Annotated in this window: 13 protein-coding genes; 3 read left to right on the top strand and 10 right to left on the bottom strand. The window is 68.3% G+C overall.

Annotated elements, in window-relative coordinates; all coding sequences use genetic code 11:
* Window positions 1-19 precede the first annotated feature (19 nt).
* Window positions 20-1,654, top strand: coding sequence for a Re/Si-specific NAD(P)(+) transhydrogenase subunit alpha (locus tag QQK43_RS12975; protein ID WP_234264115.1), 1,635 nt, complete (start codon window positions 20-22; stop codon window positions 1,652-1,654).
* A gap of 36 nt (window positions 1,655-1,690) precedes the next feature.
* Entirely contained in the window at window positions 1,691-3,109 is a 1,419-nt protein-coding gene (pntB, locus tag QQK43_RS12980) for a Re/Si-specific NAD(P)(+) transhydrogenase subunit beta (RefSeq protein ID WP_284308120.1), read from the top strand.
* 88 nt (window positions 3,110-3,197) lie between these two features.
* Here pntB and QQK43_RS12985 read toward each other — a convergent pair whose 3' ends face one another.
* The 6 genes from QQK43_RS12985 to QQK43_RS13010 form a co-directional block, all read right to left on the bottom strand.
* Window positions 3,198-3,590, bottom strand: coding sequence for a RidA family protein (locus tag QQK43_RS12985; protein ID WP_234264113.1), 393 nt, complete (start codon window positions 3,588-3,590; stop codon window positions 3,198-3,200).
* Between the two features lie 4 nt (window positions 3,591-3,594).
* Window positions 3,595-5,328 (bottom strand): AMP-binding protein, encoded by a 1,734-nt coding sequence (locus QQK43_RS12990; protein ID WP_284308122.1) that lies wholly within the window; start codon window positions 5,326-5,328, stop codon window positions 3,595-3,597.
* Window positions 5,329-5,476: 148 nt separating this feature from the next.
* On the bottom strand, window positions 5,477-6,679 hold the full coding sequence (locus QQK43_RS12995; RefSeq protein WP_284308123.1) for an acyl-CoA dehydrogenase family protein: 1,203 nt from the start codon (window positions 6,677-6,679) through the stop codon (window positions 5,477-5,479).
* A gap of 11 nt (window positions 6,680-6,690) precedes the next feature.
* Complete coding sequence (locus QQK43_RS13000) at window positions 6,691-7,545, bottom strand: enoyl-CoA hydratase family protein (RefSeq protein ID WP_284308124.1); 855 nt, start codon at window positions 7,543-7,545, stop codon at window positions 6,691-6,693.
* Window positions 7,542-8,027, bottom strand: coding sequence for a MarR family winged helix-turn-helix transcriptional regulator (locus tag QQK43_RS13005; RefSeq protein ID WP_284308125.1), 486 nt, complete (start codon window positions 8,025-8,027; stop codon window positions 7,542-7,544). The genes QQK43_RS13000 and QQK43_RS13005 overlap by 4 nt, the downstream gene beginning before the upstream one ends.
* Entirely contained in the window at window positions 8,024-10,480 is a 2,457-nt protein-coding gene (locus QQK43_RS13010; protein WP_284308126.1) for a bifunctional salicylyl-CoA 5-hydroxylase/oxidoreductase, read from the bottom strand. Before QQK43_RS13010 ends, QQK43_RS13005 begins: the two co-directional genes overlap by 4 nt.
* 139 nt (window positions 10,481-10,619) lie before the next feature.
* On the opposite strand from QQK43_RS13010, the gene QQK43_RS13015 reads away from it, so the two are divergent.
* On the top strand, window positions 10,620-10,946 hold the full coding sequence (locus QQK43_RS13015; protein ID WP_284308127.1) for a DUF1840 domain-containing protein: 327 nt from the start codon (window positions 10,620-10,622) through the stop codon (window positions 10,944-10,946).
* Between the two features lie 93 nt (window positions 10,947-11,039).
* Here the strand turns inward: QQK43_RS13015 and QQK43_RS13020 are convergent, their stop codons facing one another.
* The 4 genes from QQK43_RS13020 to QQK43_RS13035 all read right to left on the bottom strand — a co-directional run bounded on the left by QQK43_RS13020 (window position 11,040) and on the right by QQK43_RS13035 (window position 15,794).
* Entirely contained in the window at window positions 11,040-12,023 is a 984-nt protein-coding gene (locus QQK43_RS13020; RefSeq protein WP_284308128.1) for a tripartite tricarboxylate transporter substrate-binding protein, read from the bottom strand.
* Between the two features lie 105 nt (window positions 12,024-12,128).
* Window positions 12,129-13,382 (bottom strand): phenylacetate--CoA ligase family protein, encoded by a 1,254-nt coding sequence (locus tag QQK43_RS13025; protein WP_284308129.1) that lies wholly within the window; start codon window positions 13,380-13,382, stop codon window positions 12,129-12,131.
* A gap of 148 nt (window positions 13,383-13,530) precedes the next feature.
* Window positions 13,531-14,343, bottom strand: coding sequence for an ABC transporter ATP-binding protein (locus tag QQK43_RS13030; protein WP_234264104.1), 813 nt, complete (start codon window positions 14,341-14,343; stop codon window positions 13,531-13,533).
* Between the two features lie 116 nt (window positions 14,344-14,459).
* Window positions 14,460-15,794, bottom strand: coding sequence for an ABC transporter substrate-binding protein (locus QQK43_RS13035; protein WP_234264103.1), 1,335 nt, complete (start codon window positions 15,792-15,794; stop codon window positions 14,460-14,462).
* Window positions 15,795-15,811 lie beyond the last annotated feature (17 nt).

The following is a 15,811-nucleotide window of genomic DNA, read 5'->3' on the forward strand; positions in this document are numbered from 1 at the left end:
CTGTATCGAGGACCTTGCCATGACTTCTGGCGCAATCACCGCCCCTTCGCCGGCCAGCGCAGCCGCTCCCACACCGCAGCGCATCGGCGTTCCCCGCGAAACCTTTCCCGGTGAAAAACGCGTGGCCACCGTGCCCGACGTGGTGGGCAAGCTGGTCAAGCTGGGTTTTGGCGTGGTGGTGGAAACCGGCGCGGGCGAGCGGGCCGACCTGTCCGACGGCGCCTACCGCGAAGCGGGCGCCAGCATCGCCGCATCGGCGGCCGAACTCTGGGCCAGCGCCGACATCGTCTTCAAGGTGCGCCCGCCCACCCCCGAAGAGGTGGTGCTGATGCGCGCGGGCCAGACCCTGATCGGGTTCGTCTGGCCGGCGCAGAACCCGGAGTTGATGCAACAACTGGCGGCCCGCAAGGTCACGGTGCTGGCCATCGACGCGCTGCCGCGCACGCTCAGCCGCGCGCAAAAGATGGACGCATTGACCTCCATGGCCGGCGTCAGCGGCTACCGCGCCGTGGTCGAGGCCGCCAACGCCTTTGGTCGCTTCTTCAACGGCCAGATCACGGCCGCGGGCAAGGTGCCGCCGGCCAAGGTCTTCATCGCCGGCGCCGGCGTGGCCGGTCTGGCCGCCATCGGTGCGGCCGCCAGCCTGGGCGCCATCGTGCGCGCCAACGACACGCGCGCCGAGGTGGCCGACCAGGTGGTTTCGCTGGGCGGCGAGTTCGTCAAGGTGGACTACGAGGAAGAAGGCTCGGGCGGCGGCGGCTACGCCAAGGTCATGAGCGAAGGCTTCCAGGCCGCGCAGCGCGCCATGTACGCGCAGCAAGCCAAAGAGTGCGACATCATCATCACCACCGCGCTGATTCCGGGCAAACCCGCGCCGCGCCTGATCACGGCCGAGATGGTGCAGAGCATGAAGCCCGGCAGCGTGATCGTCGACATGGCGGCCGAGCAGGGGGGCAACTGCGAGCTGACCGTGCCCGGTGAAGCGGTGGTGCGCCACGGCGTGACCATCGTCGGCTACACCGATCTCGCCTCGCGCATGGCGTTCCAGTCGTCCACGCTGTACGGCACCAACCTGTTCCGCCTGACCGAGGAGCTGTGCAAGACCAAGGACGGGGTGATCCACGTCAACATGCAGGACGACGCGATCCGCGGCCTGACGGTCATCAAGGACGGCGAGATCACCTGGCCCGCGCCGCCGATCGCGGCCGCGCCGAAGCCGGCGCCGAAGCCGGCCGCTCCGGTGGCCGAGAAGAAGGGCGGTCACGGCCATGGCAGCAGTGGCCCGTTGCCGGCCAAGACGCTCGCGGTCATCTTCGGCCTGGGCGCGCTGGCCTTCTGGGCCATTGGTGCCTACGCGCCAGCGGCCTTCCTGGGCCACTTCACGGTGTTCGTGCTGGCCTGCTTCATCGGCTACATGGTGGTGTGGAACGTCACGCCCGCGCTGCACACGCCGCTGATGAGCGTGACCAACGCCATCTCCAGCATCATCGTCATCGGCGCACTGGTGCAGATCCTGCCGCCCGAGGCCGGCAGCAACGGCCGGCCCGACGCGCTGATCCAGTGGCTGGCCTTCGCCGGCATCGTGCTGACTGCGGTGAACATGTTCGGCGGCTTCGCCGTCACGCGCCGCATGCTGGCCATGTTCCGCAAATAAATCACCCGATAACAAGAACACCAAAGGCACAACGATATGTCCCAAAGCCTGGCCACGGTCGCCTATCTCGGCGCCGCCATTCTTTTCATCCTCAGCCTGGGTGGCCTGTCCAACCCGGAATCGTCGCGGCGCGGCAACCTCTACGGCATCATCGGCATGACGCTGGCCGTGCTGGCCACGGTGTTCGGCCCGCGCGTGTCGCCGGCCGCGCTGCCGTGGATCGTCGGTGCGCTGGTGATCGGCGGCAGCATCGGCCTGTACGCCGCGCGCACGGTCAAGATGACCCAGATGCCCGAACTCGTGGCGCTGATGCACAGCCTGGTGGGCCTGGCCGCCTGCCTGGTGGGCTTCGCCAGCTACGTCGACACCTCGCTGCAGTTCGAGGGCGCCGAAAAGGCGATCCACGAAATCGAGATCTACATCGGCATCCTGATCGGGGCGGTCACCTTCTCGGGCTCGCTCATCGCCTTTGGCAAGCTCAACGGCAAGATCGGCGGCAAGCCGCTGCTGCTGCCGGCACGCCACTGGCTCAACCTGGCCGGCCTGCTGGTGGTGATCTGGTTCGGCCGCGCCTTCCTGAACGCGCCCGACGTGCAGGCCGGCATGACGCCGCTGATCATCATGACCGTGATCGCCCTGCTGTTCGGCATCCACATGGTCATGGCCATCGGCGGCGCCGACATGCCCGTGGTCGTCTCCATGCTCAACAGCTATTCCGGCTGGGCCGCAGCGGCCACCGGTTTCATGCTCAGCAACGACCTGCTGATCGTCACCGGTGCGCTGGTGGGTTCGTCGGGTGCGATCCTGAGCTACATCATGTGCAACGCGATGAACCGCAACTTCATCAGCGTGATCGCCGGCGGCTTCGGCAGTGGTGCGGGCAAGCCAGCCGCCAAGGCCGATGGCGCGGCCGCCGAGCCACAGGGCGAAGTGGTGCCGGTGGTGGCCAGCGAAACCGCCGAGCTGCTGCGCGATGCCAAGAGCGTGATCATCGTGCCGGGTTACGGCATGGCCGTGGCGCAGGCCCAGCACACGGTGCAGGAAATCACCAAAACCCTGCGCGACAGGGGCGTGAGCGTGCGCTTCGGTATCCACCCGGTGGCCGGCCGCATGCCGGGCCACATGAACGTGCTGCTGGCCGAGGCCAAGGTGCCCTACGACATCGTGCTGGAGATGGACGAGATCAACGACGACTTCCCCGACACCGACGTCGCCATGGTCATCGGCGCCAACGACATCGTGAACCCGGCGGCGCAGGACGACCCCACCAGCCCGATCGCCGGCATGCCGGTGCTGGAGGTCTGGAAGGCCAAAACCAGCATCGTCATGAAGCGCTCCATGGCCAGCGGCTACGCCGGTGTGGACAACCCGCTGTTCTACAAAGAGAACAACCGCATGCTGTTCGGCGACGCCAAGAAGATGCTGGACGAGGTGCTGGTGGCCTTGAAGGCCTGATCGGCCGGCGGCCGCGGGGGCAGCGCGCTCTGCCCAGCCAGGAGGGGCCTTGCGGCCCCTCTTTTTTTGACCGGATGACTGGCGCCTGTCAGTCCGGCAGCACGGCCGTGACCTCGATCTCGACCTGGGCACGCGTTTCCACCAGGCGGCTGACTTCCACGCAGGTCATGGCCGGGAAATGCCGGCCGAGCACTTCGCGGTAGACCGGACCGAGTTCGGCCAGGCGCGCGTTGTATTCGTCGCGGTCGACGATGTACCAGGTCATGCGCACCATGTGCTCGGGGCCAGCGCCCGCGCAGGCGAGCACCGCGCGCACGTTCAGCAGCGCCTGTTTCGTCTGGGCGATGAAGTCGTCGCTCTCGAACTGCTGGTCGCCATTCCAGCCGATCTGGCCGCCGACGAAGACGAGGGTGCCTTTGGCGGCGACGCCGTTGGCGTAGCCCCGGGGTTGTGCCCAGCCGGGCGGTTGCAGGAGGGTCATGGGGTCAGCTTCCGGAAGGGGCGGCGGTGGCCAGCTTGCGCAGCGCAAAGCGCTGCAGTTTGCCGGTTTCGGTGCGAGGCAGGCTGTCGACGAAGCGCACCTCGCGCGGGTATTTGTAGGGGGCCAGTGTGTGCTTGACGTGGTCCTGCAGCGCCTTGACCTGGGCCGCGTCGGCAGCATGCCCGGCGCGCAGCACCACGTAGGCCAGGATGATCATGCCGCGCTCATCGTCGGCCTTGCCGACCACGCCGCATTCGGCCACCGCCGGGTGCTGCAGCAGCGCGGCCTCGACCTCGGGGCCGGCGACGTTGTAGCCGGCGGTGATGATCATGTCGTCGGTGCGCGCCTGGTAGACGAAGTAGCCGTCGTCGTCCTGCAGGAAGGCGTCGCCGGGGTAGTTCCAGCCGTCCTGCACGTAGACCGTCTGGCGCGGGTCGTCGAGGTAGCGGCAGCCGGTCGGCCCTCTGACCGCGAGGCGGCCGACCTGACCGCGCGGCAGCTCGTGGCCCTGGTCGTCGACGATCTTCGCTTCGTAACCCGGCACCACGCGGCCGATGGCGCCCGGTTTCACGTCGGCGGGCGCGGCCGAGATGAAGATGTGGAACATCTCGGTGGCGCCGATGCCGTCGAGCATTTCCAGCCGCGTGGCGGCCTTCCACAATTGGCGCGTGGCATCGGGTAGGCCTTCGCCCGCGCTCACGCTCAGGCGCAGCCGGCCGACGCCGAGGCGCTGCGCGAACGGCGCCATCTGGCGGTAGAAGGTGGGCGCGGTGTAGCAGATGGTGGCGCCGACCTGGCCGATCAGCTTGACCATCGCTTCGGGCGTGTAGGGAATGCTGGGGAAATAGACCGAAGCGCCGGCCCACATCGGGAAGATCAGCAGGCCACCGAGGCCGAAGGTGAAGGCCAGCGGCGGCGAGCCCATGACGATGTCGTCGGGCGTGGCGCGCAGCACGTGGCGCGGCCAGGTTTCGCAGGCGGCCAGCACGTCGCGGTGCGTGTGCACGGCCGCCTTGGGGCTGCCGGTGGTGCCCGAGGTGAAGGCCAGCAGCGCGATGTCGTCGCCGTGGGTGGGGCAGGGCACTGCGTGGTCGCTGGCGTGCCGGGCCAGCACTTCCAGTGACAGCGTGTGTGCCCCTGAAGCGGGTGAAGACAGGCCGGCCGACGGCGAGCGAGCGTCCTGGGGACGGCCCTGCGGACCATCGGACAAGGCCACCGCGGCGTCGCCGGTGTTGAACAGGCGCAGCGGCAGGTCGGAGGTGTCCGGGCTCTGCGCCAGCGCGGCCCGGAGTTCGTCCTGCAGCTTCTCGTCGCAGAGCGCGGCCGAGGGCCGGGCCTTGTCGATGATGGCCTTGAGCTCGGTGGCGCGCAGCAGCGGCATGGTGGCCACCGCGATCAGCCCGCTCTGCACCACGGCCAACCAGGCCATCGCCATCGCCACCGAATTGCCGCCGCGCAGCAGCACCCGGTTGCCGGGTTGCAGACCGAGGCCGGCCAGCACGTTGGCGATGCGGTTCACTTCGGCACGGGCCTGCGCGTAGCTCAGGGTGCGTTCGTCGCTGCGGAACAGCGGGCGGTGAGCATGGCCGGCGGCGAAGGCGCGGTCGAACAGCGCCTGCACGGCGTTGATCTGGGCCGGCAGCGATCGCCGTTCAGGCTGGTCGTCGCGCAGATCGGGCCATTGCTCGCGCGGTGGCAGGCGGTCGTGCACGAAGGTGTCGGTTTGCGCGGATGGCATGGGGGTCTCCTTCATTCTGCGAGCCAGGTGCTTCAACCCCAGGCACCCGCGGAACCGGCTTCGCCGGGCCGTTGGGTGCGCGCCCCTTCCCAACGCTGAAAGCGCGCCAGATCGGGGGAACGCCGCGTCAGCGGCGCAGGGCGGTGCTTCACCTCAGCGCCTGCCTGCCCAGGATGAGCAACTGCACTTCGCTCGCCCCTTCGTAGATGCGCAGCGAGCGGATGTCCCGGTACAGGTGTTCGACCACGTTGCCGACCTGCACGCCCCGGCCGCCGAACAGTTGCAGCGCCATGTCGATGACCTTCTGCGCGTTTTCGGTGGCGGTGAGCTTGGCGGCCGCGGCCGCGGCCGTGTAGGCCGGCGTGCCGGCGCCGCTGGAGGGGCTGCGGTCGCGCAGCCAGGCGGCGCGGTAGGTGAGCAGCGCGGCGGCTTCAATCAGGGCACTCATCTCACCGAGCCGCGCCTGCGTGAGCTGGAAGTCGGCCAAGGTCTGGCCGAACATCTGGCGCCCTTTGGCATGCGCCACGGCTTCAGCGAAGGCGCGGCGCGCCATGCCGAGCGCGGCCGCGGCCACCGAGGCGCGGAAGATGTCCAGCGTCTGCATGGCGAGCTTGAAGCCGCCGTTCACGCTGCCCACCAGCGCGTCCTGCGCGAGCGCGCAGGCGCTGAAGGTCAGGGTGGCCAGCGGGTGCGGCGCCATCACCTGGATGTGGGCGCTGCTGTCCAGGCCGGCGGCATCGCCGTCGACGATGAAGGCGCTGATGCCGCGCGCGCCGGCGTCGGGATCGGTCTTGGCGAAGGTGACGTAGAAGTCGGCCAGGCCGCCGTTGCTGATCCAGGTTTTCTGGCCGTCGAGCTGCCAGCCTCCAGCGGTGGGCAGGGCGCGCAGGCGCATGCCGGCCACGTCGGAGCCGGCCTCGGGCTCGCTCAGCGCGAAGGCGGCGATCTTCTCGCCACGGGCCACGGCGGGCAGGTAGGCGGCCTGCTGCGCGGGGGTGCCGGCCAGCGTGATGGCGCCGCTGCCCAGGCCCTGCATGGCGAAGGCGAAGTCGGCCAGCGGCGAGTGGAAGGCCAGGGTTTCGCGCAGGATGACCAGCGCGCGCGAATCCAGCGCAGGCAGGGCACCGCCGTGCGCGGCGGGCACGCAGTAGCGCAGCCAGCCGGCGGCGCCCAGGCGCTGCACCCAGTCCCGGCAAGCCACGCGGTCGTCGGTCTCGTCAACGTGCTGCGCGTGTGTCCAGGCCGCCAGGCCGTTGGCCAGCGCGCGGTGCGCATCGTCGAAGAAGGGCAGTTCCAGGTGCGCGGTGGGCACCAGCATGCCGTGTGAGTGGGGGTGTTCGAAACCGGCCATGGCGTGCTCCTTCAATCGCCTTCGAACTGAGGGCGCTGTTTCGCGGAAAACGCTTCGTAGGCGCGGCGGAAGTCCTGCGTCTGCATGCAGATGGCCTGGGCCTGCGCCTCGGCTTCGATGGCCTGGTCCAGCGTCATGGCCCATTCCTGGTGCAGCATGGTCTTGGTCATGCCGTGCGCGAAGGTCGGGCCCTGGGCCAGTTGCGACGCCAGCTTGTGCGCGGCGGGCAGCAGGGCGTCGCTGTCGTGCAGGGCGTTGAAGAATCCCCAGGCGTGGCCTTCCTGCGCACTCATGGCGCGGCCGGTGAACAGCAGTTCGCTGGCGCGGCCCTGGCCGATCATGCGCGGCAGCAGGGCGCAGGCGCCCATGTCGGCGCCGGCCAGGCCGACGCGGGTGAACAAGAAGGCGACCGTGGCTGCGGGCGTGCCCAGGCGCAGATCCGAGGCCAGCGCCATCATGGCGCCCGCTCCGGCGCACACGCCATCGAGCGCGGCCACGACGGGCTGCGGGCAGGCGCGCATGGCGCTGACCAGCGCGCCGGTCATGCGGGTGAAGGCCAGCAGCTCGGGCATGGTCATCTTCGTCAGCGGGCCGATGATCTCGTGCACGTCACCGCCGGAGCAGAAGTTGCCACCCGCGCCGGTGACCACCACGGCCTTGATGTCGGTGGCGCGCTGCAGGCCCAGGAACCAGTCGCGCAGCTCGGCGTAGGAGTCGAAGGTCAGCGGGTTCTTGCGTTCGGGCCGGTTGAGCGTGACCGTGGCCACGCCGTCGGCCACGCTGAGCGCGAAGTGGCTCGGTGCCTGCGCGGCGACGGCGCGGTACTGCCCGCGCATGGGGTTGTGGTCGGGGATGGGGTGTTTCATTCGAGGTCCAGTTGGTGTTGCTTCACCTTGCCGAGCAGCTTGTGCAGGTGGTCCAGGTCTCTGGGGCCGAGGCCTTCAAAGGCCTGCACGATCCATTGCTCGTGCTGCACGGCCATGCGTTCGAAGGCGCTGCGTCCGGCGGGGGTGAGGCGCACGAGGAAGGCGCGGCGGTCGCCCTCGACGCCCATCCGCTCGACCAGCCCTTCGGCGACGAGCTGGTCGGTGATGCCGGTGACGTTGCCACCGGTGACCATGAGCCGCTGCGACAGCTCCTTCATCTTCAGGCCCTCAGGGTGGCGTTCGAGCTGGGCCATCAGGTCGAAGCGCGGCAGGGTGGTGTCGAACTGCTCGCGCAGGCCCGTGCGCACGCGCTTCTCGATCAGTTGCGAGCAGGCCAGCAGCCGCAGCCACAGGCGCAGCTCCTGCGCGTGTTCGCTGTGCGCGCGGGCTTCGAGGTCGAGGGTGTCGAGCGGGGTGTTCATGCGGTTTCGGCCGGGTCTGGTGCGATCACGCTGCCTTGCAGCGCTTGCTGGCGGGCGATCTCGCGGTAGAGCTGGTCGCGGCCGCTGAGGTAGGGCAGGGGCCAGTCGATGGCGCGGGTCTGCAGCTTGGCCGCTTCGTGCAGCGTCCAGGCCGGGTCGGCCAGGTGCGGGCGGGCCACGGCGCAGAGGTCGGCCCGGCCGGCGCCGATGATGCTGTTGGCGTGGTCGGCCTCGCTGATCGCGCCGACGGCCATGGTCAGGATGTCGACCTCGTTGCGGACGCGGTCGGCGAACGGCGTCTGGTACATGCGGCCGTATACCGGTTTGGCTTGCCGTGTGGTCTGGCCGGAGGACACGTCGATCACGTCGCAGCCCGCGGCCTTGAACAGGCGCGCGATGGCGACCGCATCGTCGGGCGTGTTGCCGCCAGGTGCCCAGTCGTGCGCCGAGATGCGCACGCTCATGGGCCGGTCGGCGGGCCAGGCGGCGCGCATGGCGGCGAACACCTCCAGGGGATAGCGGCAGCGGTTGTCCAGCGAACCGCCGTACTCATCCGTGCGCTGGTTGGTCAGCGGGCAGATGAAGGCCGAAAGCAGGTAGCCGTGGGCGCAGTGCAGCTCCAGCCAGTCGAAGCCGGCAGTAGCGGCGCGGTTCGTTGCATCGACAAAGGCGGCGGTCATCGCGTCCATGTCGGCGCGCGTCATCGCTTTCGGGATCTGGTTCTGTTCGCCGTAGGGGAGGGCGCTGGCCGAGAGCAGCGGCCAGTTGCCGCTCCCGAGCGGCTCGTCCATCGCCTCCCAACCGAGCTGGGTCGACCCCTTGGGGCCGCTGTGGCCGAGCTGCAAGCCCATCTTGGCGCCGCCATTCTGGTGAGCGAAGTCGACGATGCGCGCGAGCGCGGCCTGCTGCGCGTCGTTCCACAGACCGGGGCAACCGGGCGTGATGCGGCCCTCGGGCGTGGGGCTGGTCATCTCCACCATCACCAGACTGGCGCCGCCGACGGCGCGCGCGCCCAGGTGCATCAGGTGCCAGTCGCCGACCACGCCGTCCTGTGCCTGGTATTGCGCCATGGGCGAGACGACGATGCGGTTCTTGAGTTCAACGCTGCGCACCTTCAGCGGCAGCAGCATGGGCGGGGTGGGACGCCGCGCCGCGCGATCCGGCGCCGGGCCGCCCCGAGCCGAATCAGCCCCCTCGGGGGGCAGCGACCCGCGCAGCGGTGGAGCGTGGGGGGCAAAACGTTCTTGCAGCCACGACTCGTAACCTTCCAGCCACTTGGCGTCGCGCAGGCGCAGGTTCTCGTGGCTGATGCGCTGGCTGCGCGTGAGCAGCGAGTAGGCGAACTGCGGGATCTCCATGCCGGTGTAGCGGTCCACGTGTTCGAACCACTCGGTGGAATTGCGCGCGGCGTTCTGGATCTTGAGCACCTCGACGCTGCGCCGCGCTTCGTAGCCTTGCAGCACCTGCTCCATGGTCTCGTCGGTGCCGGCGGCGCGGCTGAATTCGTCGGCCAGGTCGATCGCGTCTTCCAGCGCCAGCTTGGTGCCGCTGCCGATGGAGAAGTGGGCGGTGTGGGCCGCGTCGCCCATCAGCACGATGGGCGTGCGTTTGCCGGCAATGTCTTGATGGTGGACCCAGGTGTGGCAGATCACGCGCGGGAAGCGGATCCAGTTGGCCGAGCCGCGCAGGTGCTTGGCGTTGCTGATCAGGGGATTGCCGTCGAGGTACTTCGCGAACAGCCGCTCGCAGAAAGCCACGCCGTCTTCCTGGCTCATGTCCTCGATGCCGTGGGCCTTCCACACGTGCTCGGGCGTTTCAACGATGAAGGTGGAGGTGTCGTCGTCGAACTGGTAGGCGTGGGCCTGGAACCAGCCGTGTTCGGTCTGTTCGAACGCGAAGGTGAAAGCGTCGAAGGTCTTCTTCGTGCCCAGCCAGACAAAGCGGCACAGCCGGGTGTCGATGTCGGGCTGGAAGCTGCTTGCGTAGCGCGTGCGGATGCGGCTGTTGAGGCCGTCCGACGCGATCACCAGGTCGGCGCCGTACTGCTGCGCGAGCGCCTGGTCATCGGTCACGTCGGTCTCGAACACGAGGTCCACACCCAGCGCCTGGCAGCGTTCCTGCAGGATGTTGAGCAGGCGCTTGCGGCCGATGCCGATGAAGCCATGGCCGCCGGAGCGCACGCTGGCGCCCTTGTAGAACACCTCGATGTCGTCCCAGTGGTTGAAGGCGTCCTGCATGGCCTGCGCGGTTTCCGGATCGGCGCGGCGCAGGTTGACCAGGGTCTGGTCGGAGAACACCACACCCCAGCCGAAGGTGTCGTAGGGCCGGTTGCGCTCGACCACCGTCACCGCCAGTGCCGGAAATCGCTGCTTCATGAGCAGGCCGAAATAGAGGCCCGCCGGGCCGCCTCCGATGCACAGGATGCGCTGCAGCGCGGGGTGTGGAGTGTTCATGCCTGATTAGTTTAGACATGAAGTATTTGATGGCTAGGGGGTTTACCCGGAGCGGCCGGATCCCGCGCGCGACCGTGCGGCGGCGATTTGGTGACAGAATGATTCGCTTCCGCCATCCTGCTCAGACGAGGAAGCGAGCATGTCTCTGTACCGATTCAAGTCCCGTGAAACCGCCGACCTGGTGATGCTGGAGCCCCACGGCCGGCGTGTGCTCGAAATCCTGGGCAAAGACCCGGACCAGCCGGGCATCATCGTGCCCGACCAGATGCCCGGTGCCATCGCCGCGCTGCGCGCCGCGGTGGCCGAGGAAGAAGCCCACCAGCGCCAGCAGCGCGAAGAGGCCGAAGCCCGTGGCGAACCCTCCCCCCAGTTCGATCCGGTGTCGCTGCGCTTGCGCACGACCCCCTTCATCGACATGCTGGAGCGCTGTGCCAAGGCGCGCGTGGAAGTGGTCTGGGGCGTGTGAGGTGGGGCCGCAGCGGCCCTAGAAACGACGCAGCCACCCGAAGGTGGCTGGTCGCTGAGAGAACGGCACCAAGCGGCGCCGTGTCAGGCGCGTTCAGTCGGCGAACTGGCCCGCGGCTTCGATGGCCGTCTTGAGCTTGGCGATTTCGGCCGCCACGAATTCCTTGTGGCCGGCCGGGGTCACGCGCTTGTCGGTGGCGACGAGGGCGCCCAGGTCGTTCTGGCGCTTGACGAACTCCGGATCCTTCAGCGCGGCCACCAGGGCGTCGTTGATCTTCTTGAGCACGTCGGGCGGGGTGCCCTTGGGGGCGTACAGGCCGTGCCAGATGGTGAGGTTGAAGTCCTTCAGCCCCATTTCCTGCAGCGTCGGGTAGTCCTTGAGCACCTTGTTGTTGCTCAGGGGCCTGGCCGTGGTGACGGCGAAGGCCTTCACGCGACCGGCTTCGATCTGGCTGGTGGTGTTGGTGGTCTGGTCGCACATCACGTCGATCTGGCCGCCGATCAGGTCGTTCATGGCCGGACCCGTGCCGCGGTAGGCGATGGTGGTCATCGACTTGTCCAGCTTCACGGCGGATTGCCACATCAGGCCGCAGATGTGCGATGCCGAGCCCAGGCCGGCATGGGCCAGGTTGAGCTTGCCGCCGTTGGCGCGGATGTAGTTCTCGAAGTCGCGGTAGGTGTTGGCCGGCAGCTTGGGCGAACCCAGCAGGGTCATGGGCACGTCGTTGATGATGCCCAGGTACTCGAAGTCTTCCAGGGGCTTGAACTGCTGCTTGCGGTACAGGCTGGTGGTGGCGGCCATGCCGATGTGCCAGACCAGCAGGGTGTGGCCGTCGGCCGTGGCGCGGGCCACCTTGGTGGCACCGATCGTGCCCCCGGCTCCGGCCGCGTTTTCCACCACGATGCTGGCACCGCCCATGGGCTTGCGCATGGCTTCGGCGAGATGGCGGGCCACCAGGTCGGTGGGGCCGCCTGCAGCGAAGGGCACCACGAGCGTGATGGGCTTGCTGGGGAAGCCTTGGGCGAAGGCGCCCGAAACTGCGGCGGCCGAGAGGGCCAGTGTCAGAAGGCGTTTCATGTCGATTTACTCCTTGGAATGAGGCTTAAGGATGTTAAGCCGCGTGCCGCAGAACGGAATCGCGGAAAGTACGTAGCACTGTTTGCGGGAAAACCCGCGGGGCCGTCACTGGTAGCTGCGTGCGTCTTCGATCACCTTGCCGTCGTTGGGCAGGCTGCCAGGGGCGCAGACCTGCACGTCGCCACGCAGCTTGGTGACTTCGCGCACGGCCAGCTCGATCCGGCCGGCCAGGCCCTCGGACGCTTCGCGGGCTTCGACCTGCAGGCACATCTGGTCGTTGGCCATTTCGCCGCGCACCACCAGCCGCGCCTTCAGGACCTCGGGGAAGCGCCGCACGATGTCGGCGACCTGGGCCGGGTGCACGAACATGCCCTTGATCTTGGTGGTCTGGTCGGCGCGCCCCATCCAGCCCTTGATGCGCGGCGCCGTGCGGCCGGTGGGGCAGGTGCCCGGCAGGATCGCCGAGAGGTCGCCCGTGCCGAAGCGGATGAGCGGGTAGACCGGGTTGAGCGTGGTGACGACCAGTTCACCGACCTCGCCCTCCGGCACGGGATCGCCCGTGCCGGGGCGCACGATTTCGACGATGACGCCCTCGTCCAGCACCAGGCCTTCGCGGGCCGGGGTTTCGTAGGCGACCAGGCCCAGGTCGGCCGTGGCATAGGTCTGGTAGACCGCCACGCCCTGTTCCTGGAACCATGCCGTCAAACTGGGCGGGCAGGCCTCGCCGCCCACCGAGGCCTTGCGCAGGCAGCGTGTGTCGACGCCGGCCTCCTGGGCCTTTTCGAGCAGGATGCGCAGAAAGCTGGGCGTGCCCGTATAGGCGTCGGGCCGCAGCTCGGTGAGTGCCTGCAGTTGCTGCTCGGTCTGGCCCGTGCCGGCAGGGAACACCGTGCAGCCGACGGCCAGCGCGCCCGATTCGAGGATGAAGGCGCCCGGCGTCATGTGGTAGCTGAAACTGTTGTGCACCAGGTCGCCGGCACGGAAGCCGGCGGCGTACAGCGCGCGCCCGGCGCGCCAGTAGTCGCGCGCCGTGCCCTCGGGCTCGTAGATCGGGCCGGGTGAGGCGTAGACCCGTTGCATCTGCGGGCCGCGCACCGTCGCGCTGAAGCCGCCGAAGGGGTCGCCACCCGTGGCACGGCTGGCCTTCTGCCGTTCCAGCAACGCGTGCTTGCGGATGACGGGCAGCCGGGCCAGTGCGTCGCGGCTGGACACGGTGGCCGGGTCCACGTCGGCGAGCAGCTCGGCGAAGGCCGCGGTGGCCGATTTCGCGTGGGCCACCTGCGCCGACAGCGCTGCCATCTGGGCCGCCTCGCGCTCGGCGGCTGATCGGGTTTCCAGGGCGTCGAAATGTTCGGTCATAGCGAAAACCACAAAGGTACGGGTGAAGTGTCTTTTATCCAGAACGCGGTGGAACCGGCTTCGCCGGGCCACTCGCGTTGCCCCCTTGAGGGGGTGATGCCGCAGGCGGCGCGGGGGTGGGCCGCTTGCGCGTAGAAGCGGGGCTGGCTCAGGCAAGCCACCTTTTTCTGCGCTTGTAACTTTTCACGTCCTTGAAGCTCTTGCGCTCGCCACCGCCGACGCCCAGGTAGAACTCCTTGACGTCTTCGTTGTTGCGCAGGTCGTCGGCCGCGCCGTCCATCACGATGCGGCCGCTTTCCATGATGTAGCCGTAGTCGGCGTAGCGCAGCGCCATGTTGGTGTTCTGCTCGGCGATCAGGAAGGTCACCTTCTCCTTGGTGTTCAGGTCTTTCACGATCTCGAACACCTCTTCCACGATCTGAGGCGCCAGGCCCATGGACGGTTCGTCGAGCAACACCACGCTCGGGTTGGCCATGAGCGCTCGGCCGATGGCGCACATCTGCTGTTCACCGCCGGAGGTGTAGGCGGCTTGCGAGGTGCGGCGCGTCTTCAGGCGCGGGAAGTAGGTGTAGACCTTCTCCAGGTTGCGCGCGACCTCGGCCTTGTCGGTGCGCGTGTAGGAGCCGGTCATGAGGTTTTCTTCGATGGTCAGGTGCGCGAAGCAGTGGCGCCCTTCCATCACCTGCACCACACCGCGCTGCACCAGGTCGGCGGGGCTGAGGTTCTCGATGCGCTCGCCGCGCAACTCGATGCTGCCTTTGGTGACCTCGCCACGCTCGCCCTTGAGCAGGTTGGAGATGGCGCGCAACGTGGTGGTTTTGCCCGCGCCATTGCCGCCGAGGATGGCCGCGATCTGGCCTTCGGGGACGTTCAGCGACACGCCCTTGAGCACCAGGATCACGTGGTTGTAGATGACCTCGATGCCGTTGACGTTCAGGACGATAGGGGGGGATGTGCTCATGGTGGTGATTCCTCGTGGACCATTCGCAAGACCCGGCAGGCCGGTCTTGCGGATGGCGGCTGTGCGAACAGCCTCCAAAGCGCCCCACCGCTGCGCGCAGCGGCGGGGGCTTGTCATCAGGAGCTGCAGTCGGCGGCCGGGCGGGCTTCGAGCTTCTTCTCGGCGCCGTACTTGGCGGCCGTGCTCTTGACCATCGGCTTGATGATCTGCGAGTCGGCATCGAACCAGTCGGTGCTGAAGGCCCACTTGCTGCCGTCCCAGGTGTGGATGCGGGCGGCGCCCGAACCCACGTGGTCGGTGCACGAGGTGCTGATCGGGCCGCGCAGCACGCCCTTGAAGCCCAGCGCGTCCAGCTTGGCTTGCGTCAGGTTCAGGTTTTCCAGGCCCCAGCGCACTTGCTCGCCGGTCATGACCTTGCCCTTGCCAAACCGCTCCTGGGCCGCGCGGATGCCTTCCACGCCCATGGCCGCGCTGACCACGCCGCGCAGGTACAGGGTCTCACCCACTTCTTCCTTCGGCCCGGTGCCCTTGCCCTTGGCGTGCAGCTTGTCCAGGATTTCCTTGACGATGGGGGCGTTGCGGTCGGTGCCGTGCTGCAGGGTCACGGCGTTGTAGCCCTTGGCACCCTGGCCGACGTCGCGCACGTCGGGTTCGGCACCCGCCCACCACACGCCGTACATCTTGTCGCGCGGGTAGCCGGTGGCCTGGGCTTCCTTGAGCGCGGTGGAATTCATCACGCCCCAGCCCCACAGCAGCACGTAGTCGGGGCGGCTCTGGCGCACTTGCAGCCAGGTGGCTTTCTGCTCCACGCCCGGCGCGGTCACGGGCAGCAGTTGCAGATCGAAGCCGTGCATCTTGGCGCGCTCCTGCAGCAGGGGAATCGGTTCTTTGCCGAACGGGCTGTCGTGGTAGACCAGCGCAATCTTCTTGCCCTTGAGCTTGTCCAGGCCGCCTTCCTTCTTGCCGATGGCCTGCACGATCACGTCGGCGGCCACCCAGTAGGTGCCCAGCAGCGGGAAGTTCCATTTGAAGACCATGCCATCGGCACTTTCGCTGCGGCCATAGCCGGTGGTGATCAGCGGAATCTTGTCGACGGGGGCCTTTTCGGTCAGCGCGAAGGTGGCGCCGGTGGACCATGGATGGATCAGGGCCGCGCCGCCGTTCTTGCCCTTGAGGCGTTCGTAGCACTCCACCGAGCGCGCGGTGTCGTAGCCGGTTTCGCATTCTTCGACCAGGATCTTCACCCCGTTGATGCCGCCGCGCTCGTTGACCAGCTTGTAGTAGTCGACGATGCCGTTGGCCGTGGGCGTGCCGTTGGGCGCGTACGGGCCGGTGCGGTAGGAGAGCACGGGCAGGTACTGTTCCTGCGCCATGGCGGCAGGGGCCGTGAGCAGCGCACCGGCGCCGGCGGCGGTGAGGGCGGCTGCGAGAACGATCTTGCGAAGCTTCATGGATGTCTCCTGGGGTG

Origin of the sequence: Hydrogenophaga electricum, assembly GCF_030160815.1 — a bacterium.
Classification (GTDB): Bacteria; Pseudomonadota; Gammaproteobacteria; order Burkholderiales; family Burkholderiaceae_C; genus Hydrogenophaga; species Hydrogenophaga electricum.